Origin of the sequence: Pseudomonas sp. RIT-PI-AD, assembly GCF_025642785.1 — a bacterium.
Classification (GTDB): Bacteria; Pseudomonadota; Gammaproteobacteria; order Pseudomonadales; family Pseudomonadaceae; genus Pseudomonas_T.
Map to the genome: position 1 here is coordinate 34808 of NZ_JANZKU010000003.1, position 21123 is coordinate 55930.

Here is a 21123-nt window from a genome sequence, read left to right on the forward strand (position 1 = left end):
TCATGCGAAGCAATACGGCACGGGGCTTCACCCTGGTGGAAATGATGATCACGGTGGCGATCATCGGCATACTCGCTGCGATTGCCTATCCGAGTTATCAAGAATATGTGATCCGCAGCAATCGCTCGGAAGGGCAGGCATTGCTCAGCGATGCGGCGGCCCGCGAGGAGCGCTACTTCGCCCAGAACAACAGTTATGCCGATACTGTGGCCAAACTGGGCATGAACGCCGACTCTGCCAATAAGCTCTACACACTGTCGGTCAGTAATGTGACCAGCACAACTTACACCCTGACTGCTACGCCCACGGGCTCGCAGACCCGCGACAAGAAATGCGCCATTCTCGGGTTGAATCAAGCTGGGGTGCGTAGCAAAACAGGAACCGCCGATCTGGCGGATTGCTGGAAGTAAATGCTTCTCCGATTCCGCCTCAGCAATGGGGCGGAAACTCGTTCACTCGACCTTTTGCGAAAGTCGTTGATCCGTTTGCGTGATGGCAATCGTCTTTCGTCCGCGAAACGCAGAGGGCTAATGCGAGCTTCTTACGGTCATCATTCCGTGAAGCAGCGCTTTTTTTACGTATCGAGTCGCCAGATTGCTGCGACCTTTGAATTGTCGTCATTGATAGCTACACACCGCGACTCCTGATCCTATACGCTTTATCGGCTCAGGTGATGCACGCATGCCCTTGCAAGCTCGGCTACTTGCAGTAAGTCAGGTGCGGCCTGACAGGTGGGCGTCACAGCTACGCTGGATACTGCAGCGGAATACGCAGCGCTTGCAGTTCAAATCGCCCTGACCCGCAACTCCTTCGGCATGGAAAAGGTGATGTTCTCCGGGCGCCCGTCCAGTTCCTCGGCGCCGGAGGCCCCCCAGGCGCGCAAGCGCTCGACGACACCGCGCACCAGCACCTCGGGCGCGGAAGCGCCGGCGGTAATGCCGATGTGCCTGCAGCCATCGAACCATCCCCGCTGCATGTCTTCGGCGCCGTCGATCAGGTAGGCCGGAGTGCCCATCCGTTCGGAAAGTTCGCGCAGGCGGTTGGAGTTGGAGCTGTTGGGGCTGCCCACCACCAGTACTAGATCGCACTCGCTGGCAAGCTGCTTCACGGCGTCCTGACGGTTCTGGGTGGCGTAGCAGATGTCGTCCTTGCGCGGCCCGCCGATGCTCGGAAAACGCTGGCGTAGCGCATCGATGACACGACTGGTGTCATCCATGGAGAGCGTGGTCTGGGTTACGAAGGCCAGGGTCTCGGGATTGCGGACCAGCAGGCGCTCGACGTCCTCCTCGTCCTCAACCAGGTAGATGGCCCCGCCGTTCCGGGCATCGTACTGGCCCATGGTGCCTTCTACTTCCGGATGGCCTTCGTGGCCGATCAGGATGCATTCGCGGCCGTCGCGGCTGTAGCGCGCCACTTCCATATGCACCTTGGTCACCAGCGGGCAGGTCGCGTCGAAGACCTTCAAGCCACGCCGATCGGCTTCCTCGCGTACCGACTTGGAAACCCCATGGGCGCTGAAAATGAGGATGACATTGTCGGGCACCTGGTCCAGCTCCTCGACGAACAGCGCGCCGCGGGCACGCAAGTCCTCGACGACGAACTTGTTGTGCACGACCTCGTGGCGCACGTAGATGGGCGGCCCGAAGACTTCCAGTGCCCGATTGACGATTTCGATGGCGCGGTCGACACCGGCACAGAAACCACGGGGATTGGCGAGTTTGATTTGCATGGAAGGCCTCGTATCGGCGCGGTGAAACCAAGGCGTGACTCGGGCGGTACCGGCAGGAAGGGCATTCGCCCTTCCCGGCCCGCCCTTGGGCGGATGGCGGACAGGTTACCGCGATTTCACGTCGAGGATATCCACCTCGAAAGTCAGGAGTTTGCCGGACAGCGGATGGTTGAAGTCGACGGTGACGCTGTTCGCGTCGAAGGCCTTCACCACCCCGGGCAACTCGGCGTTGGCGGCATCGTTGAAAATCACCAGCAGGCCCTCCGACAACTCCATGTCATCGAACTGGCCGCGGGGCATCACCTGCACGTTCTGCGGATTCGGCTGGCCGAAGCCCTGGTCCGGCGCGACCGGCAGAACCCGCTTGTCGCCAGCCTTGAGACCGAACAGGGCGAGCTCGAAACCGGGCAGCAGGCTGCCGTCGCCCACGGTGAAGGTGGCCGGCTGCTTGTCGAAGGTGCTGTCCACCACCTCGCCTGACTCCAGCTTGAGCGCGAAGTTGAGGGTGACCTGGCTGTCCTGGCCGATTCGCGGCTCAGTCATGGGCGGGTTCTCCGGTTTTCTTGGAACGGAACATGTCCAGGGCGAGCATCACCGCGCCCACCGTGATACCGCTGTCGGCCAGGTTGAAGGCCGGGAAACGGTAGAGGTCGTGCCAATGCACGAGAATGAAATCCACCACATGGCCGAGCACCATGCGGTCGTACAGGTTGCCTAGGGCACCCCCCAGCACCAGCGCCAAGGCCACGGCCAGCCAGGTTTCATGCGCCTTGAGGCGCTTCATCCAGACCACCAGCATGGCGCTGACGCCGATCGCGATCAGCGCGAACAACCAGCGTTGCCAGCCGGATTCGTCCGACAGGAAGCTGAAGGCCGCGCCGGTGTTGTAGATATGCGTCCAGTCGAAGTACCCGGGAATCACCGTGACCCGGCCGAAATAAGGCAGGTTATTCAATACGATGTTCTTGCTCACCTGATCGAGCACGAACACCAGCGCGCTGATCCACAGCCAGGGCAACTTGCCGAAGCGCGCGCTCATAGCGTCAACTCCCGGCGCGCGGGGCTCATCGAACGGCCATTACGCATAGTGGCGAACCTCGCCCGAACCCTCGATGTTTTCCACGCAGCGCCCACAGATTTCCGGATGGGCCGCGCTGATGCCGACGTCGCTGCGGTGGTGCCAGCAACGGGCGCACTTGGGGTGGGCGGACTTGAGGATTCTCAGGGACAGGCCCGGCACCTCGGTCGGCGTGGCTTCGGCGGGTGCCGCGGCGAGGGGCTGGACCTCGGCGGTGGAGGTGATCAGCACGAAACGCAGCTCGTTGCCCAGCTTGCTCAACGTCGTCGCCAGGCCGGCGTCGGCGAACAGGGTCACTTCGGCTTGCAGGTTGCCGCCGATGGCCTTGGCCACGCGCATATTCTCCAGTTCCTTGTTGACCGCGGTCTTCACCGCCATCACCTCGGCCCAGAACTCGCGATTGAGCTCCATGCCTTCCGGCAAGGCGCTCAGCTCGCCATACCAGCCGTTGAGCATCACCGACTCGTTACGCTCGCCGGGCAGGTATTGCCACAGCTCGTCGGCGGTGAATGCCAGGATCGGCGCGATCCAGCGCACCAGGGCCTCGGCGATGTGGAACAGCGCGCTCTGGCAGGAGCGGCGCGCCACGCTGTCGGCGGCGGTGGTGTATTGCCGGTCCTTGATGATGTCCAAGTAGAAGCCGCCGAGTTCTTGCACACAGAAGTTGTGCACCTTCTGGTAGACGTTCCAGAAGCGATACTCGCCGTAGGCGTCCTCGATTTCCCGTTGCAGCAGCAGGGCGCGATCCACCGCCCAACGGTCCAGGGCGAGCATGTCGCCGGCCGCCAGCAGGTGTTGTTGCGGATCGAAGCCGTTCAGGTTGGAGAGCAGGAAACGCGCGGTATTGCGGATGCGCCGGTAGGCGTCGGCGCTGCGCTGGAGGATCTGGTCGGAGACCGCCATTTCGCCGGAATAGTCGGTGGCCGAGACCCACAGGCGCAGGATGTCGGCGCCCAGCGTGTCGGTGACTTTCTGCGGCGCGATCACGTTGCCCAGGGACTTGGATTGCTTGCGACCGTTCTCGTCCACGGTGAAGCCGTGGGTCAGCAGCGCCTTGTAGGGCGCGTGGCCGTCGATGGCGCAGCCGGTCAGCAGCGAGGAGTGGAACCAGCCGCGATGCTGGTCCGAGCCTTCCATGTACAGGTCGGCGCGCGGACCGCTGGCATGGCCCAGCGGATGGGAACCGCGCAGCACGTGCCAGTGGGTGGTCCCGGAGTCGAACCAGACGTCCAGGGTATCGTTGATTTTCTCGTACTGCGCGGCGTCTTCGCCGAGCAGCTCGGCGGCGTCGAGGGCGAACCAGGCCTCGATACCGGCCTGCTCGACTCGCTGGGCGACGGCCTCCATCAGCTCGACGGTGCGCGGATGCAGCTCGCCGCTTTCCTTGTGTAGGAAGAACGGAATCGGTACGCCCCAGTTGCGTTGGCGGGAGATGCACCAGTCAGGGCGCCCGGCGATCATGCCGTGCAGGCGCGCCTTGCCCCAGGCGGGGACGAATTCGGTCTGCTCGATCGCCGCCAGGGCGCGCTCGCGCAGCGTGGCGCCCTGGTCCGGCTGGGTGTCCATACCGATGAACCACTGCGCGGTGGCGCGGTAGATCAGCGGCGTCTTGTGCCGCCAGCAGTGCATGTAGCTATGGGTGATGACCTCGTGCTTGAGCAGGGCACCGACCTCTTCCAGCTTGGCCACCACGTTCGGATTGGCCTTCCAGATGAACTGGCCGCCGAAGAACGGCAGGGACTCGACATAGACGCCGTTGCTCTGCACCGGGCTGAGAATGTCGTCGTTGCTCATCCCGTGCTGCTTGCAGGTACGGAAGTCGTCTTCGCCATAGGCCGGGGCCGAGTGGACGATACCGGTCCCGGCGCCGAGTTCGACGTACTCGGCCAGGTAGATCGGCGACAGGCGCGGGTAGAACGGGTGGCGGAAGCGGATCAGCTCCAGCGCCTCGCCCTGCGCGGTGGCGATCACCTGGCCTTGCAGGCCATAGCGCTGCAGGCAGCTGTCCACCAGCTCGGCAGCCAGCAGCAGAATGCGCTCGCCGGTATCCACCAGGGCGTATTCGAATTCGGGGTGCACGTTGAGCGCCTGGTTCGCCGGGATGGTCCAGGGCGTGGTGGTCCAGATGACGATGCTGGTCGGCTTGGCCAGGCCCGGCAAGCCGAACGCCGCCGCCAACTTGTCGGCGTCTTCCACCGGGAAGGCGACGTCGATGGCGTCGGACTTCTTGTCCTGGTATTCCACTTCCGCCTCGGCCAGCGCCGAGCCGCAATCGAAGCACCAGTTCACCGGTTTGAGGCCCTTGAACACGAAGCCATGCTTGACGATCTCGGCCAGGGCGCGGATCTCGCCGGCTTCGTTGGCGAAGTCCATGGTGAGATAGGGATTGTCCCAGTCGCCGAGCACGCCGAGGCGGATGAACCCGGCCTTCTGCCCTTCGATCTGCTCGGTCGCGTAGGCGCGGCAACGCTCGCGGGTGAGGTCGGCCGGCTGGTTCTTGCCGAAGGTGGTCTCCACCTTGTGCTCGATCGGCAGGCCGTGGCAGTCCCAGCCCGGTACGTAGGGCGCATCGTAGCCGGACAGGGTCTTGGAGCGGACGATCATGTCCTTGATGATCTTGTTCAGCGCATGCCCGATATGGATGCTGCCGTTAGCGTAGGGCGGGCCGTCATGCAGGATGAACTTCGGGCGACCCTCGCCGATCTGCCGCAGCTTCCGATAGAGGTCAATGCTGTCCCAGCGCTGCAGAATCTCCGGCTCGCGCTGAGGCAGACCGGCCTTCATCGGAAACGCCGTTTCGGGCAGATTGAGAGTCGCTTTGTAATCGCTCATGTCAGTCCAGGCTCGTCATCAAGGGGTAACGCCTGCCAATAGGCTCGGGCGGCGGCAGTGTCCGCGTGGATCGCCGTCTTCAGCGCCTCCAGGGAGGCGAATCGCTGCTCATCGCGCAGCTTGTGATGGAACGTGACGCTCAGCCGGCGATCGTAGAGGTCGCCTCGATAATCCAGCAGATGCACTTCCAGGTGCGCGCGGCCATCTCCCTGGACGGTGGGTCGCACACCGATATTGGCCACGCCGGGCCAGCGCCTGCCATCGAGCAGCACGCTGACCACATAGACGCCCGTCAGCGGGACGCGCCGCCGCTTGAGCTGGATGTTCGCGGTGGGCGTGCCCAGTTGGCGGGCCAGTTTCTGCCCGTGCAGCACGCGCCCGGCGATGGAAAAGGGTCGCCCGAGCAACTGCTCGGCCGCGGCGAAATCCGCGGACGCCAGCGCTTCGCGTACGCGCGTGCTGCTGACCCGTCGCCCGTCCAGCTCCACCGTGGCGGCCTCCTCGACGGTGAAGCCTTGCAGCGCACCGGCCTGCTGGAGGAAGGCGAAATCGCCCGCCCGGTCGCAACCGAAGCGGAAATCGTCGCCGACCTCCAGGTGCCGTACGCCAAGGCCGTCCACCAACACCGTATGCACGAACTCCGCCGCGCTCAGCTCGCGCAAACGCCGGTTGAAGGCCAGGCACAAGACCCGGTCCACTCCGGCGGCGGCCAGCAACTCCAGCTTGTCCCGCAGGCGCAGGACCCGCACCGGAGCGGTTTCCGGGCCGAAGAATTCACGGGGCTGAGGCTCGAAGATCACCACGCAGCTGGGCAGGCCCAGTTCGGCCGCGCGTTCGCGCAAGCGCATGAGAATGGCCTGGTGGCCACGGTGCACGCCGTCGAAATTACCGATGGTGGCGACGCACCCTCGATGGGTGGGCCGCAGGTTCTGGAGGCCTCGGACCAACTGCATAACGCGCTTCTTGCTCACAAAGTGGTCGATTATACGCACACCGGCCTGGCGACAACAGGCGCGGCTACCCTCGGCCGCGTCGCCTCATCGAAAAAAACCGCGCCGGCTACGAAACGGCCTGGCGAGAGAAGTGGCGCAGGCGGAACCCGAGCAAGGCCAGCATGGCGAAGTAAGCCGCGCCACCCGCCGCCACCAACCCGCCCAGGCGCAGGAAGCGCAGGAACATGCCACCCTGATCCCAGGGCGGCATGCAGGCCATCAGTCCCAACAGCACGCCACTCATCACCAACACCGCCACCACCAGCTTGAACAGGAACGGCTTCCAGCCCGGCTGCGGCTCGAACAGCTTCAACTTGCGGATCTGCCAGAACAACAACGCGGCATTCAGGCAGGCTCCCAGGCCGATGGCCAGCGCCAGCCCCGCGTGCTGCAAGGGAACGATGAACACCAGGTTCATCAATTGGGTGGCGACCAGGGTGAACAGCGCGATCTTCACCGGCGTACGGATGTTCTGGCGGGCATAGAAGCCGGGCGCCAACACCTTCACCAGGATGATGCCGAGCAGCCCGGCCGAGTAAGCCATCAGGGCGTACTGGGTCATCTGCGCGTCGCTGGCGGTGAACTTGCCATATTGATAGAGGGAGACCGTCAGCGGCTCCGCGATGATCGCCAGCGCCAGCGCGCAGGGCAGCGCCAGCAGGAAACACAGGCGCAGCCCCCAATCCAGCAGGCGCGAGTATTCGTGGCGGTCGTCCTTGGCATAGGTGCGCGAAAGCGCCGGCAACAGAATGGTCCCCAGGGCCACGCCCAGCACTCCGGACGGCAGCTCCATCAGGCGATCGGCGTAGTACATCCAGGACACCGATCCGGGCGCAAGGAACGACGCGAAGATGGTGTTGATGATCAGCGAGATCTGACTGACCGACACCCCAACGATCGCCGGCAGCATCTGCTTCATCACCCGCCAGACGCCGCTATCCCGCAGGTTGAGGCGTGGCAGGACGAGCATGCCGATCTTCTTCAGATGCGGCAGTTGATAAAGCAGTTGCAGCACGCCGCCCACCAGCACCGCCCACCCCAGCGCCATCACCGGCGGATGGAAATACGGCGTGAGGAACAGCGCGAAGCCGATCATGCTGACGTTCAGCAGGGTCGGCACGAATGCCGGCACCATGAAGCGGTTCCAGGTGTTCAGGATGGCGCCCGCCAGGGACGACAGCGAAATCAGCAGGATGTAGGGGAACGTCACCCGCAGCATCGACGAAGTCAGTTCGAATTTTTCCGGGCTGTCGACGAAACCGGGCGCGGTGGCCCAGATCACCCAGGGGGCGGTGACCACCCCGAGCAGGGTGACCAGCGCCAGCACCAGGGTCAGCAGGCCGGTGACGTAGGCGACGAAGGTCCGGGTGGCCTCCTCCCCGCGCTGGCTCTTGTACTCCGCCAGGATCGGCACGAACGCCTGGGAGAACGCGCCCTCGGCGAAAATCCGCCGCAGCAGGTTGGGTAGCTTGAACGCGACGAAGAAGGCATCCGTGGCCATTCCCGCGCCGAACATGCGCGCCACTATGGTTTCGCGGACGAAACCGAGCACGCGGGACACCATGGTCAGGGAGCTGACGGCCGCGAGCGATTTGAGTAGGTTCATGGCGAGGGTTTCTTCGGCGACACGACAAGGACTGAAAAACGGGACAAGGCCCGTCGTTTTCTGCCAGACTTGCCGGCTTGCGCCGACTAGAGTGGAGGTCGCCGAGTGTAACGGCGGCCCACTGGGCCGGCCAGCGCAATGTAAAGCGAATTGGCTTGACATCGCCCTTAGCTGTCGGCATGATCTGCCGCCTTATTTATTCGGTAATCCCCCAGTTTTCGAGGAGCTTGACGGTGGCCAATACACCTTCTGCCAAAAAACGCGCTAAACAGGCTGAGAAGCGTCGTAGCCATAACGCCAGCCTGCGCTCCATGGTACGTACCTACATCAAGAACGTGGTCAAGGCTATCGACGCCAAAGACCTGGAGAAAGCCCAGACCGCCTACACCCTGGCAGTCCCAGTGATCGACCGCATGGCCGACAAGGGCATCATCCACAAAAACAAGGCCGCCCGTCACAAGGGTCGCCTGAACGCTCACATCAAGGCCCTCGGCGAAGCCGCAGCCGCCTAAGCGAGCGCTCGATAAAAAACCGGCCTCAGGGCCGGTTTTTTATTGCCTGGATTATCGCACCCCGCGCAACCGAGGCGGATCAATGCCAGGGCATGATGGGGATGGCGGAAATACCGTTCTGCGGACTCCCCTCGATCACCCGGTCGCTGTAGACCAGATACACCAGGGCGTTGCGCTTCTTGTCGAAGAAACGCACCACCTGCATGGTCTTGAACACCAGCGAAGTGCGCTCCTTGAATACCTCCTCGCCATCCTTGAGCTCCGACAGGAATCGGACCGGGCCAACCTGGCGACAGGCGATGGACGCCTCCGCGCGATCCTCGGCGAAGCCCAGGCCGCCTTTCACGCCGCCGGTCTTGGCCCGGGACAGATAACACGTCACCCCCTCCACCTTCGGATCGTCGAAGGCCTCGACCACCACCTTGTCGTTGGGTCCCAGCCACTTGAACACCGTGGACACCTCTCCGATCTGCTCGCCCGAAGCCAGCAGCGGCAACGCCAGGGTCATCCCCAGCAGCCCTTTCAACGCCCTCATCTTGCGCATAGTCGCCTCGTGCTCAAACCAGGATCAGGTTGTCGCGATGAACCAGTTCGGGCTCACCGACGTAACCCAGTAGCTTTTCGATGGCATCGGAAGACTGACCGACGATTTTCTGCGCCTCGGCAGCACTGTAGTTGGCGAGTCCGCGCGCCACTTCGCGACCATCCTCGGCCATGCAGACGACCATTTCACCGCGACGGAAACCGCCCTGCACCGCCCGCACCCCCACCGGCAGCAAACTCTTGCGATCCCCCACCAGCGCCTTGACGGCGCCGGCGTCCAGCACCAGCGTGCCGCGCGTCTGCAAATGCCCCGCCAGCCATTGCTTGCGCGCCGCCAGCGGACCGCGCTCGGGCGCCAGCAGCGTACCCAGGCGCTCACCCTGGGCGAGACGAGCGATCACCCGCTCGATGCGCCCGCCGACGATCACCGTGTGCGCGCCTGAGCGTGCCGCCAGCCGCGCCGCGCGCAACTTGGTCTGCATGCCGCCACGCCCGAGCGCACCGCCGGTGCCGCCCGCCACCGCATCCAGCGCGGGATCGTCGGCACGCGCCTCGAAAATCAACTGGGCATCGGGATTGTGGCGCGGGTCGGCATCGAACATGCCGTCGCGGTCGGTGAGGATCACCAACAGATCGGCTTCCACCAGATTGGCCACCAGGGCCGCGAGGGTATCGTTGTCACCGAAGCGGATTTCATCGGTGACCACGGTGTCGTTCTCGTTGATCACCGGGATGACCCCGAACTCGACCAGCGCACGCAGGGTGCTGCGGGCATTCAGGTAGCGCTTGCGATCCGAAAGGTCGTCATGGGTCAGAAGAACCTGCGCGGTATGCCGGCCATGCTCGGCGAAACTCGACTCCCAGGCCTGCACCAGGCCCATCTGCCCCACCGCGGCAGCCGCTTGCAACTCGTGCATGGCTTTTGGCCGTGCACTCCAACCCAGCCGGCTCATGCCCGCCGCCACCGCCCCGGAGGACACCAGCACCAACTCGATCCCGGCGTCGCGCAATGCCACCATTTGCTCCACCCACCTCGACATCGAGGCGCGATCGAGCCCTTGCCCATCGGCAGTCAGCAACGCACTACCGATCTTCACCACCCAACGCCGCGCACCCGTCACCTTGTCCCGCATGATTCCGCCCTATCGATCCGAACCCTCATCGACGGATAACGCCTCACGTCGCCCGCCACAATCCTACGCGGCGCGCCAGCGATACCGCGCCATCCAGACCTGAACCGATCAGGGTACGTAGAAGATTTCCGGACCCTCGCCGTCGTCTTCCTCGTCCTCGAAATCCTCATCGTCGTCCTGCGCATCGACATTCTTCAAGCCGGCGCGACGCAGGGCACGCTGATCGTCCAGAGCCTGCAGCCGCGCGCGAGCCTCGTCCTCGATACGCTGGTCGAGCTCCGCCAAGGCCTCGGCATAACCCGGCTCCTCGGCCATGCGCAGCGTGCGCTCGTCGAGATAGCGCATGATCTCCTGGCTGAGCGCCTCGGTTCCCTCGCGCTCCAGGGCAGAAATGACGAATACCGGACCATCCCACTGCAAGCGCTCGATCACCGCCTGGACACGCGCATCGCGGTCCTCGTCGAGCAACTGGTCGGCCTTGTTCAGCACCAGCCAGCGATCGCGCTCGGTGAGCGCCGGGCTGAAGCGCCCGAGCTCCTGGATGATGGTCTCGGCCGCGACGGCCGGATCGCTATCGTCCAGCGGCGCCATGTCCACCAAGTGAAGCAGCAAACGCGTGCGCGCCAGATGCTTGAGGAAACGAATGCCCAGGCCTGCGCCCTCCGCCGCGCCCTCGATGAGCCCGGGAATGTCCGCGACCACGAAGCTCTTGTAGCGCCCCACGCTGACTACGCCGAGGTTCGGCACCAGCGTGGTGAACGGATAATCCGCCACCTTGGGCTTGGCGGCCGACACAGCCCGAATGAAGGTGCTCTTGCCGGCGTTGGGCAGGCCGAGCAGACCGACGTCGGCAAGTACCTTCAACTCCAGCTTCAGGTCGCGCGCTTCGCCCGGCTTGCCATGAGTGGTCTGCCGCGGTGCACGGTTGGTGCTCGACTTGAAGCGTGTATTACCCAGCCCGTGCCAGCCACCCTGCGCCACGCGCAGGCGTTGGCCAGCCTTGGTCAGGTCGCCGATGATTTCCTGGGTCGACGCGTCGATGATGGTGGTCCCCACCGGCACCGGCAGGATCAGGTCCTCGCCCTTGTGCCCGGTACAATCCTTGCTACCGCCGTTCTCGCCGCGCTGCGCATCGAAACGGCGGGTATAGCGGTAGTCCACCAGGGTATTCAGGTTCTCGTCGGCCTCGAGGTAAACCGAACCGCCGTCGCCACCGTCACCGCCGTTGGGACCGCCCTTTTCGATGAATTTCTCGCGACGGAAACTCATGAGACCGTTGCCGCCGTCGCCGGCCTTTACGTGAATGGATACTTCATCGACGAATTTCATGGGGACGCCTCCCGCCACGACGACGGGTCAAAAAACAAAGGACATAGGATACAGGAAGCCGAATGCTCGGTTTCCGCGACACAGAAACAAAAAAGCCCCGTCGCGAGACAGGGCTTTTCCAGCAGAGCCGCGATCAGGCCGCGACGATGCTCACGTACTTGCGACCGAAAGCGCCTTTGGTCTCGAACTTGATCACGCCTTCGATTTTCGCGAAGAGGGTGTGATCCTTGCCCAGACCGACGCCGTAGCCGGCGTGGAACTTGGTGCCGCGCTGACGCACGAGGATGTTGCCGGCCTTGACGACCTGGCCGCCGTACATCTTCACGCCAAGGCGTTTAGATTCCGAATCGCGACCGTTGCGGGTAGAACCGCCAGCTTTTTTGTGTGCCATGAGTCAAGCCTCCAAATAAGGGGAACCGAGCCGAATGAATCAGGCTTGGATACCGGTGATTTTGATCTCGGTGTACCACTGACGATGGCCTTGGCGCTTCATGTGGTGCTTACGACGACGGAACTTGATGATGCGCACTTTATCGTGACGACCTTGAGCGATCACTTCGGCAACGACGGTGGCGCCGGCGACGACAGGGGCGCCGATCTGCACGGCATCACCGTTGCCGACCAGCAGAACGCGATCGAACGTCACGGATTCGCCGGTAGCGATCTCGAGCTTCTCGATCTTGAGGTATTCACCTTCGGCGACCTTGTATTGCTTGCCACCGGTAACGATTACTGCGTACATGGATTTTCTCCGTTAAACCTGCTCACCCGGCGCTTTATAGAAAGAGGAAGTGGCCGGCATGGCTGCATGGGGCGAAATGGATGCCCGTGCAATTGCGTAAGGCAGGAAAATGCCCAAGGAAGTTCAGGGGCCGCGATTGTACGCAAGCGGGTGGCGCTCCGCAAGCCTCGTCCGTGCTCGCCTTGACAGCCCCTGACCCGGCCCCTAGCATGCCGCGCAACCTCTCAGGAGCACCTGTCGCTGATGCAACCCCAGGCATTCTACCGCGTGGTGGCGGACGACTTCACCGCCGTCGACGGCATCATCCGTCGACAACTCGCTTCCCGCGTTCCCCTGGTCGAAAAAATCGGCGATTACATCATCTCGGCGGGCGGCAAGCGGTTACGTCCCCTGCTGGTGCTGTTGTGCGGCAAGGCCCTCGGGCGGCATGGCGACGACCTGTGCCTGCTGGCCGCCACCATCGAGTTCCTGCACACCGCCACCCTGCTCCACGACGATGTGGTCGACATGTCCGGCATGCGCCGCGGCCGCTCCACCGCCAATGCCTTGTGGGGTAACGCCCCCAGCGTGCTGGTGGGCGACTTCCTCTATTCGCGGTCCTTCGAAATGATGGTCGAGCTGGGCTCGATGCCGGTCATGCGCATCCTGTCGGAAGCCACCCGGATCATCGCCGAAGGCGAAGTGCTGCAACTGTCGAAGATACGCGACGCCAGCACCAGCGAAGAAACCTACATGGAAGTCATCCGCGGCAAGACCGCCATGCTCTTCGAGGCCTCCACCCACAGCGCCGCCGCCCTGGCCGACGCCGAGCCGACCCTGCGCGAGGCGCTGCGGACCTTCGGCGATCACCTGGGCATCGCCTTTCAATTGGTGGACGACCTGCTCGACTACAAGGGCGACGCCGGCACCCTAGGCAAGAACGTCGGCGACGACCTCGCCGAAGGCAAGCCGACCCTGCCGCTGATCTACACCATGCGCGAAGGTACCGCCGAGCAGGCCGCCATGGTCCGCCAGGCGATCCAGCAAGGCGGCAGCCAGGACCTCGAGGGCATCCGCGCCGCGGTGGAAGCCGCGGGCGCCCTCGACTACACGGCGAAGCTGGCGCAGGACTATGCCGAGCGGGCCATCGCCTGCCTCGACGCCCTGCCCCCCAGCGAATACCGCGAAGCCCTCATCGAACTCAGCCGGTTCGCCGTCGCCCGCACCCACTGACTTTTCGTGGGCCATGCAAGCCCGTCCCGGTGACGGGCTTTTTCATGCCCGGACGACGAATGGGCGATTTACGCCTTGCCATTTGTGTAATAAGAATTATTCTCATCTCTACGACGAACAAGGAGATGAGTCATGACCTATTTGATCGATGCCTGGCTGGACCGCCCGCATCCCTACCTGCGCATCCTCCACCGTGAAACCGGGGAAGTGTGCGCCGTACTCGAAGAGGACGCACTGGACGAACTGCGCGACCAGGGCGATCTGGATCTGGCCGGGCTGAATTCCAGCGAACCCTCGGTGCTCAAGGAAATGGTGCGCAGCCTGTTCCTGTTCTGCTATGCGCGGGCGTTGCGACCGCAAGGGGAATTGCACTGATCTTTCGCCCGACGCAGGACGCGTCGGCTGTGCGTCGCCCGCCCGGGAGGGCGACGCACGAACGGGGCAAGATGCCCCGCCGTGTCCGGGCAAGCCACGGAAGGCTTGCCCGGACACGCCTGGAGGGCAGTCCTAGGGTCTGTAAAAGTCGCCGAGCGAGGATCAGGCGAGGCAAAAACAGGTAAAGAAGCCGAGTTTACGTGCTGTAAATGAGCCTTCTGAGCCTGCTTTTAACGCAGCATCATCGCGCGCAGGCACTTCTCGTACGGCGCCTAGAGAACGTCCAGGAGCTCCACGTCGAACACCAGCACGCTATGGGGCGGGATGCTGCCCGCCCCCTGAGCGCCGTAGCCCAGTTCGCTGGGAACGTGCAAACGCCATTTGCTGCCGGCGTTCATCAACTGCAATGCCTCCACCCAGCCGGCGATGACCCCGCTCACCGGAAACTCGGCCGGCTGACCGCGCTCGTAGGAGCTGTCGAACACGCTGCCATCGATCAGGGTGCCGTGGTAGTGGGTACGCACCTGGTCGTCCCGGGACGGCCGCGCGCCGTCGCCGGCCACCAGCACTTCGTATTGCAGGCCCGACGGCAGTACCGTCACGCCGTCACGCTTGGCGTTCTCGACCAGATAAGCCTTGCCCTGGCTGGCCAGCGCTTCGGCCTTGGCCTGGGATTCAGCCTGCATGCGCTCGCGGATCACCTTGAAGCTGGCGGAAAGCGTGGCGCCATCGACACGGCTGTCCTGGCCGTGGAACGCATCGCGCAGGCCGGCGATGACCGCGTCGAGGTCGACGCCGGGCGGCGGGTTGTCGCGGATCTGGTCGCCGAGCTGACGCCCGATACCGTAACTGACGCGTGCTTCGTCGGTGGAAAGGTTGAGTTCGGACATGGGCGGTGCTCCGCTGGCGAAAAAGGCCGGACAGCCTAGCACAGGCCGGCGCGCGCACCGCGCTCCATCCAGCACCTCGACGCCCCGGCAGCGGCGGTCAGTGGCTGTGCTTGGTCAGCTTGTCCAGATAACCCATGGCGAAGGCCGAGATCACGAACGTCATGTGCAGCACCACGTACCAGAAAATCTTGTCGTTACCCGTATTGAGCGCATCCATGAACACGCGCAACAGGTGGATGGACGAGATGGCCACGATGGAGGCGGCGACCTTCATCTTCAGCGAACCGGAATCCATCTTGCCCAGCCAGCTCAGCTTTTCCTTGCCGTCGTCGATGTCCAGCTGCGACACGAAGTTCTCGTAGCCGGAGAACATCACCATCACCAGCAAGCCGCCGACCAGGGACATGTCGATCAGCGACAGCAACACCAGGATCAGCTCGGCCTCGGTCTTCTCGAATACGTGGGGCAGGATGTGCACCACTTCCTGGAAGAACTTCAGGCAGAGCGCGAGAAGCGCCAGCGACAGGCCGAAGTAGATCGGTGCCAGCAGCCAGCGGGAGGCATACATCATATTTTCCAGAAAACGTTCCATGGACGACCGAGCTCGCAGATGACAAAAAACGGCCGCGAGTATACCCAGCGCCTGCCCTGATCGAGCCAGAGCGTGGGCGAAACGCGCGCTAAAAACGTTGCAAAAGTTATCCCCGTTCGCTGTGGATAAAACTGTGGACGGGGTTGGGATGAACGGCTGTGGGAACGGCGCGGCGTGGGCTGTGGCACATCGTGCAAAAGCTACGCTTTAGCGCTCTGGGCGGAACTGGTAATCGCCCAGGTGGGGACGGCGTCGCTCGTTCAGGCGTCGCAGTTCGGCCAGCAGGTGCAGACGCCAGATCGGCAGGTCACGCGCCTCGGCGTACCCCAGCTCGGTCAGGCACTCGACGATCGAAGCGAGGATGGATTCCGCGACGAAAGGCCCGTGGAATGGGCCCTGCGCCTTGATCACCGAGGGTTGCTCGCCTGCCATGCCGGCGGCGAAGATCAGGGTCCAGAGTCCTCGCTCGCCGGCCAGGGGACGGATCACGCACTCGATCCGGGTGACCAGGCCGAGGCATTGGCGGGTCAGGCTGAGGTTGCGCGGCATGCTGGCATTCCTCGCGAAGTCCAGGGCTCAGCCTACACCCGCAACCTGCCTGGGAAAAGCGTACCGCTTGTCCCCAGCTTCTGTGGATAACCCTGTGGGTGGTGCGAGGAAAAGCCGCTGGACGCGGCGCAGGATCAGCGCCGACGCCACCTGCTCAGTCTCTGAGCAGGTGGCCGCGCCAGTCCGGTTTCAGACGACGGGGCCGGCCGGCTTTTCCTTGGGCGGTGCCTTGCGTGGCTTGGTCGGCGCTTTCACCGGAGGCTGGACCGGCGTCTTTTCCGGGCGCTTGCGCGGTCCCTGGCGCGGCTCCTCGGGAACCGCGGCGACGGTTTGCCCGAGTTCGCCGGCGAGCGCCTTCGCCGGCCCCTTGTCCTCGTCTTCCAGACCCATCTCGGCGATTTCCCGCAGGCGTTCGACCACGCGGGCATTGACGCTGCCCTTGGCGAAGCGGCCCTTTTCGTCCGCCGCGCCGGCCGGCTCGCCGACCAGCAGGCTCAGCGCCTCATCGGCCTGACGCACGGCGTAGACATGGAACTGTCCGGCGCGCACCGCCTGCAACACGCGCTCGTCGAGCATCAGGGTGGCGACGTTGGCCTGCGGAATGATCACCCCCTGCTCGCCGGTCAGGCCGCGGGCTTCGCAGAGGCGGAAGAAGCCCTCGATCTTTTCGTTGACCCCGCCGACCGCCTGCACTTCGCCGAACTGGTTGATCGAACCGGTGATGGCGAAGCATTGGCGCAGCGGGGTGCGCGACAGCGCGGAAATCAGCGTGCAGACCTCGCCCAGCGAGGCACTGTCGCCGTCGACGTAGCCGTAGGACTGCTCCAGGGCGATGCTCGCGGAGATTTCCAGGGGGAATTCCTGGGCGTAGCGGCTGCCCAGGTAACCGGTGAGGATCATCACCCCCTTGGAGTGGATCGGCTGGCCCAGGTTGACCTCGCGCTCGATGTCGACGATGCCGCTGCCGCCCGGATAGACGGTGGCGGAAATCCGGGCCGGCACGCCGAACACCGAGTCGCCCACCTCCAGCACGGTCAGCCCGTTGCACTTGCCCACCGCGGCGCCGTCGGTGTCGATCAGGATCACCCCGGCCAGCATGTCGTCGAAGATCCGCGCCGACACCCGGCCGGTACGGGTGGCCTTGGCCTTGAGTGCCCGTTCGATGTGACCGACGTCGGTGACCGGCTCGCTGGCCAGTTGGCGGATGAAGTCCGCCTCGCTGACCAGTTGGAACAGGTCGCCGATGCGCGCCGACAGGCGCCCCTGGTGCTCGGCGAGGCGCGCGCTATAGGTCGCCAGCCGCGCCACCGCCGCCGCGGTCAGGGGCGCCATGCCCTCTTCCGAGGTGCGCGTCTTCATCAGTTGGGCGAACTGCTCCAGGCTGTCCTCGCCGAGCGGGATGTCCTCGTCGAAGTCCACCAGCACGCGGAACATCTCCTGGAAGTCCGGATCCAGGTCTTGCAGGGTGTAGTAGAGCTGCCGCGAACCGATGATCACCACCTTGAGCTGCAGGGGGATCACCTGGGGCGTCAAGGTCACGGTGGCGAGCCGACCCAGCTCGGCCAGCGGCGACTCCATTTTCAACTGGCGTGACTGCAAGGCGCGCTTCAGGGCTTCCCAGACGAAGGGTTCGCCCAGCAGCTTCTCCGCCTCCAGCACCAGGAAGCCGCCGTTGGCCCGATGCAGGGCACCCGGGCGCAGTTGGCGATAGCTGGTGAACAGCGCACCCTGGTCGTTGCCGTATTCGATGCGGCCGAACAGGTTGTCGTAGGTCGGATGCGGTTCGAACACCACCGGCGCGCCGCTGCTGGCGGGATGGCCGACCACCAGGCTGGGGCAGTACTGCTCCTCGAGCATCTGCCGGCGCTGGGCATCGCCGCGGTTCTCGTCCACCAGTTGCTCGACCACGGTCTTCAGCAGGAACACCTGCATGGCCTGCAAGTAGGCGACCGCGCCGGCGTTTTCCGCGTATTTCTCCGACAGTGGCGACAACAGCGGCTGCAACGCCTGGGTGATGGTCTCTTCGTTCAACTGGCGCAGTTGGTTGCTGGACTCGCGCTTCCATTGCGGCAGGCTGGCGAGCTCCTCGTTGAGGCGTTCCTCGAGGCCGGAGATGTCCTCGTGGAAGCGCTCGCGTTCCTCTTCCGGCAACTGGGCGAAGTCGGTCTCGTCGAGCGCCTTGCCGTCCTTCATCGGGGTGAAGGCGATATTGGTGCTGTCGCGGTACAACGCGATGTCCTTCTCCAGCGCGAGACGCTCGATGACGTCCAGGGCACGGTCGTAGCGCTGGTTGAAGGCGCGGTCGATGGCGCTCTTCTTCTGCTGGTAGGTCGGGGTCTCGAAGACCGCCGGGAAGGTCGACAGCAGGTTGTCGATCAGCGTGTTGAGGTCGTCGATGAAGGCGCTCGCCTCGCCCGGCGGCAGTTGCAGGGCGCGCGGCTCGCGGGGTTCGTCGAAATGATTGACGTAGACCCAGTCGGCCGGCGTTTCCAGGCGCTTGGCCTCGGCCTTCAGGTAACGCTGGACGAAGGAAAAGCGGCCGGTGCCCGGCTCGCCCATGACGAACACGTTGTAGCCGGGGCGCGGCATCGCCACGCCGAATTGCAGGGCCTCCACCGCGCGCTCCTGGCCAAGCACGCCGCGGAAAGGTTCCAGGTCATCGGTGGTCTTGAAGGCGAACTGGTTCGGATCGAAGGGACGGGTCAGCGCATCGGGCGCCAGCCGCAGGCTGGCTGCAACGGATTTGGGCATCGGGGGTCCTTACTGGGCGCTACGCGGCCTCATGGGCGATGGCGTCATTCTGGCGCCGCCCGCGCGCCAGTGGCAAGGCCGATGCCGCCCGCCCCGCCGGTGCGCCGCCCGCCGCCGATCGGCAGCCTGCGGCGCGTGTCGCTTGACAGCGGGCCGCCCCTTGGCAAAGCTCCGCCGCCCCGCCCTTCGAAAAAGAACAGCGACTTGAAACGGACCCTGGCGTCTCTCACGCTCAGCCTCGGCGCGCTCCTGCACGCCACCTGCCACGCGGCCACCGCCGAACCGCGTCTTGCGCGCCTCGCCGAAGACCCTTACTGGATATCCCTGGGCCACTACGAAACCGCCAAGCTCGGCGGCTGGCGCAGCTACGTCGACGACCCGCGGTTCTTCCTCTCGGCCGAGGGCGCCCGGAACCCCGCGGCCGAGCTCGCCGCGACCCTTGAGGCCCTGTACGCCCCGGCCAGCCTCGGCGACCGGCATGCCCAATGTGTCTACCCGGCGCGCACCCGCTGGCTGCGCGAACGCCTGCAATTGAACGACCTGCCGCAGCCGGCCTGTGCCGAGTTCCGCAAGTGGTACGTCGACGTCAACCCCAACAGCACCGTGCTGGTGTTTCCCGCCGCCTACCTGAATAGCCCGTCCTCGATGTTCGGCCACACCCTGCTGCGGGTCGACCAGGCCGACGTCGACAGCCACAACACCGCCCTGCTCAGCTATGCGTTGAACTTCGGCGCCTTCATCGAGGGCATGGACAACAGCATCCTCTATGCCTGGAAGGGCCTGATGGGCGGTTATCCGGGGCTGTTCGCCCTGGTCCCCTACAGCGACAAGCTCGGCGAATACAGCCGGCTGGAGAATCGCGACCTGTGGGAATACCGGCTGAACCTGACCCCGGAAGAAACCGGGCGGATGGTCGAGCACGTCTGGGAGCTCAAACAGATCCGCTTCGACTATTACTTCTTCGACGAGAACTGCTCGTTCCGCCTGCTCGAGTTGCTGGAAATCGCCCGCCCCGGCGTCGAGCTGACCCAGCACTTCCCGATCACCGCGATTCCCACCGACACCGTACGCGCGGTGCAGGACGCCGGGCTGATCGAACGCATCGATTACCGGCCGTCGCGGGAAAAGGAATTGCAGGCACGGGCCAAGCCGCTGGACGCCGAAGAGCAGGCGCGCGCCCTGCGCCTGGCCGATGACGACAGCCTGCTGACCCAGCCGGACTTCCTCGCCCTGCCGGCCGAGCGCCGCGCGCTGATCCAGGACACCGCCTTCCGCCTGCTGCGCTACCGCTCCAGCGGCGCCGAACGCGACGCGGCGCGCAGCACCCGCAGCTTCAAGCTGTTGCAGGCGATCAACCGCAACCCGCCGCCGCCCCTGCACGTCGAGCGCCCCGATCTGCCGGAGAACGGCCACGAGTCGCGCACCTGGCAGCTCGGCGCCGGCAGCCGCGACGGCGAGGCCTTCGCCGAATACGGCCTGCGCATGGCCTACCACGACCTGGAAGACAACCTCAGCGGCTTCCCGCTGGGCGCGCAGATCGAGATCGCCCAGCTCAAGCTGCGCCAGTACGAAGGCAACCACTGGCAGTTGCAACGCCTGGATTTCGCCACCATCCGCTCGCTGACGCCGCGCACCGCGCTGTTGCAACCCTGGTCCTGGCAGGTCGCGGGCGGCCTGGAACGGGTACCGGGTCACGACGGCGACGAAACCCTGGTCAGCCACATCAACGGGGGCGCGGGCGGCAGTTGGCTGCTGGGCGAGGAAACCCTGGCCTTCGCCATGGCCACCGCGCGGGTCGAACACAACGGCGATTTCGCGCCGTTCATCGCCGGCGCGGCCGGCTTCGACGGCGGCCTGCTGTGGCGCAATCCGCTGGGCAACCTCAGCCTGGAAGCCAAGGGCGACTACTTCAATACCGGCGAAGTGCGCCGCAGCCTGTCCCTCAACCAGCAGTGGGAGCTCTCGCGCAACCTCGGCCTGCGCCTCTCGGCGAATCGGTCGTTCAGCCACATCGGCGGCGCGCAGAACGAGGTGATGCTGGAAATGAAGTGGTACCACTACTGAGGCCCTGGATCGTCGGCGCCGCGCGTGCTCCGTTCCGGCGACGCGCCGGCCTGATCGGCGGCCTCGTAGGCCCCCGCCCCAAAAGGCGCGCCGAGCGACGCCAGGCGCTGACGGCTCGCCCCAGGGCTGCAACTCGCCCGCGCGGTTCGGCTCTATTGCCCTAGGCGCGACGGGGGCGCCAGCCTGGGGAAGGC

General features: G+C 64.7%; 20 protein-coding genes. 5 read left to right on the plus strand and 15 right to left on the minus strand.

The genetic code is table 11. From position 1 onward, the window contains the following. The first annotated feature begins 2 nt into the window (after positions 1 to 2). Positions 3 to 410, plus strand: a complete 408-nt coding sequence (locus OGL92_RS03260) for a type IV pilin protein (RefSeq protein WP_263140378.1) — start codon at positions 3 to 5, stop codon at positions 408 to 410. 374 nt (positions 411 to 784) lie between these two features. On the opposite strand, the gene ispH is transcribed toward OGL92_RS03260, so the two are convergent. The 6 genes from ispH to murJ form a co-directional block, all read right to left on the minus strand. Beyond that, positions 785 to 1729 carry a 4-hydroxy-3-methylbut-2-enyl diphosphate reductase gene (gene ispH / locus OGL92_RS03265; protein ID WP_263140380.1) on the minus strand — a complete coding sequence of 315 codons (945 nt, stop codon included), beginning with the start codon at positions 1727 to 1729 and terminating at the stop codon, positions 785 to 787. Positions 1730 to 1834: 105 nt separating this feature from the next. After that, complete coding sequence (locus OGL92_RS03270; RefSeq protein ID WP_263140383.1) at positions 1835 to 2272, minus strand: peptidylprolyl isomerase; 438 nt, start codon at positions 2270 to 2272, stop codon at positions 1835 to 1837. Beyond that, positions 2265 to 2768, minus strand: coding sequence for a signal peptidase II (gene lspA / locus OGL92_RS03275; RefSeq protein ID WP_263140385.1), 504 nt, complete (start codon positions 2766 to 2768; stop codon positions 2265 to 2267). Before lspA ends, OGL92_RS03270 begins: the two co-directional genes overlap by 8 nt. A 39-nt stretch (positions 2769 to 2807) precedes the next feature. Further along, on the minus strand, positions 2808 to 5639 hold the full coding sequence (gene ileS, locus OGL92_RS03280) for an isoleucine--tRNA ligase (protein ID WP_263140388.1): 2832 nt from the start codon (positions 5637 to 5639) through the stop codon (positions 2808 to 2810). Then, complete coding sequence (ribF, locus tag OGL92_RS03285) at positions 5636 to 6592, minus strand: bifunctional riboflavin kinase/FAD synthetase (protein ID WP_263140391.1); 957 nt, start codon at positions 6590 to 6592, stop codon at positions 5636 to 5638. Before ribF ends, ileS begins: the two co-directional genes overlap by 4 nt. 106 nt (positions 6593 to 6698) lie before the next feature. Continuing rightward, positions 6699 to 8237, minus strand: a complete 1539-nt coding sequence (gene murJ / locus OGL92_RS03290) for a murein biosynthesis integral membrane protein MurJ (protein WP_263140392.1) — start codon at positions 8235 to 8237, stop codon at positions 6699 to 6701. Between the two features lie 233 nt (positions 8238 to 8470). Here murJ and rpsT point away from each other — a divergent pair, with 233 nt between their 5' ends. Then, positions 8471 to 8749 carry a 30S ribosomal protein S20 gene (gene rpsT / locus OGL92_RS03295; protein WP_263140399.1) on the plus strand — a complete coding sequence of 93 codons (279 nt, stop codon included), beginning with the start codon at positions 8471 to 8473 and terminating at the stop codon, positions 8747 to 8749. 79 nt (positions 8750 to 8828) lie between these two features. Here rpsT and OGL92_RS03300 read toward each other — a convergent pair whose 3' ends face one another. The 5 genes from OGL92_RS03300 to rplU all read right to left on the minus strand — a co-directional run bounded on the left by OGL92_RS03300 (position 8829) and on the right by rplU (position 12496). Continuing rightward, complete coding sequence (locus tag OGL92_RS03300) at positions 8829 to 9284, minus strand: CreA family protein (RefSeq protein WP_263140961.1); 456 nt, start codon at positions 9282 to 9284, stop codon at positions 8829 to 8831. Positions 9285 to 9306: 22 nt separating this feature from the next. After that, a complete protein-coding gene (proB, locus tag OGL92_RS03305) occupies positions 9307 to 10425 on the minus strand; it encodes a glutamate 5-kinase (protein WP_263140404.1) in 1119 nt (372 codons plus the stop codon). Between the two features lie 108 nt (positions 10426 to 10533). Beyond that, on the minus strand, positions 10534 to 11754 hold the full coding sequence (gene cgtA / locus OGL92_RS03310) for an Obg family GTPase CgtA (protein ID WP_263140414.1): 1221 nt from the start codon (positions 11752 to 11754) through the stop codon (positions 10534 to 10536). Between the two features lie 133 nt (positions 11755 to 11887). Continuing rightward, the gene (gene rpmA, locus OGL92_RS03315) at positions 11888 to 12145 is read right to left on the minus strand and encodes a 50S ribosomal protein L27 (RefSeq protein ID WP_263140415.1); all 258 of its coding nucleotides are present in this window, start codon (positions 12143 to 12145) and stop codon (positions 11888 to 11890) included. A gap of 39 nt (positions 12146 to 12184) precedes the next feature. Continuing rightward, a complete protein-coding gene (gene rplU, locus OGL92_RS03320; protein WP_263140417.1) occupies positions 12185 to 12496 on the minus strand; it encodes a 50S ribosomal protein L21 in 312 nt (103 codons plus the stop codon). A gap of 243 nt (positions 12497 to 12739) precedes the next feature. Between rplU and OGL92_RS03325 the strand changes: the two genes are divergently transcribed. Beyond that, positions 12740 to 13708, plus strand: a complete 969-nt coding sequence (locus tag OGL92_RS03325; protein ID WP_263140427.1) for a polyprenyl synthetase family protein — start codon at positions 12740 to 12742, stop codon at positions 13706 to 13708. Positions 13709 to 13840: 132 nt separating this feature from the next. Beyond that, a complete protein-coding gene (locus OGL92_RS03330) occupies positions 13841 to 14083 on the plus strand; it encodes a hypothetical protein (protein WP_263140432.1) in 243 nt (80 codons plus the stop codon). A 272-nt stretch (positions 14084 to 14355) separates the two neighbouring features. On the opposite strand, the gene OGL92_RS03335 is transcribed toward OGL92_RS03330, so the two are convergent. The 4 genes from OGL92_RS03335 to OGL92_RS03350 all read right to left on the minus strand — a co-directional run bounded on the left by OGL92_RS03335 (position 14356) and on the right by OGL92_RS03350 (position 18865). Further along, complete coding sequence (locus OGL92_RS03335; RefSeq protein ID WP_263140433.1) at positions 14356 to 14973, minus strand: FKBP-type peptidyl-prolyl cis-trans isomerase; 618 nt, start codon at positions 14971 to 14973, stop codon at positions 14356 to 14358. Positions 14974 to 15070: 97 nt separating this feature from the next. Continuing rightward, complete coding sequence (locus OGL92_RS03340; RefSeq protein WP_263140436.1) at positions 15071 to 15565, minus strand: TIGR00645 family protein; 495 nt, start codon at positions 15563 to 15565, stop codon at positions 15071 to 15073. 207 nt (positions 15566 to 15772) lie between these two features. Further along, on the minus strand, positions 15773 to 16114 hold the full coding sequence (locus tag OGL92_RS03345) for a hypothetical protein (protein ID WP_263140438.1): 342 nt from the start codon (positions 16112 to 16114) through the stop codon (positions 15773 to 15775). A 189-nt stretch (positions 16115 to 16303) separates the two neighbouring features. Further along, the gene (locus tag OGL92_RS03350) at positions 16304 to 18865 is read right to left on the minus strand and encodes an AAA family ATPase (RefSeq protein ID WP_263140440.1); all 2562 of its coding nucleotides are present in this window, start codon (positions 18863 to 18865) and stop codon (positions 16304 to 16306) included. A gap of 249 nt (positions 18866 to 19114) precedes the next feature. On the opposite strand from OGL92_RS03350, the gene OGL92_RS03355 reads away from it, so the two are divergent. Further along, complete coding sequence (locus OGL92_RS03355; RefSeq protein ID WP_263140962.1) at positions 19115 to 20929, plus strand: DUF4105 domain-containing protein; 1815 nt, start codon at positions 19115 to 19117, stop codon at positions 20927 to 20929. Positions 20930 to 21123: the final 194 nt, after the last annotated feature.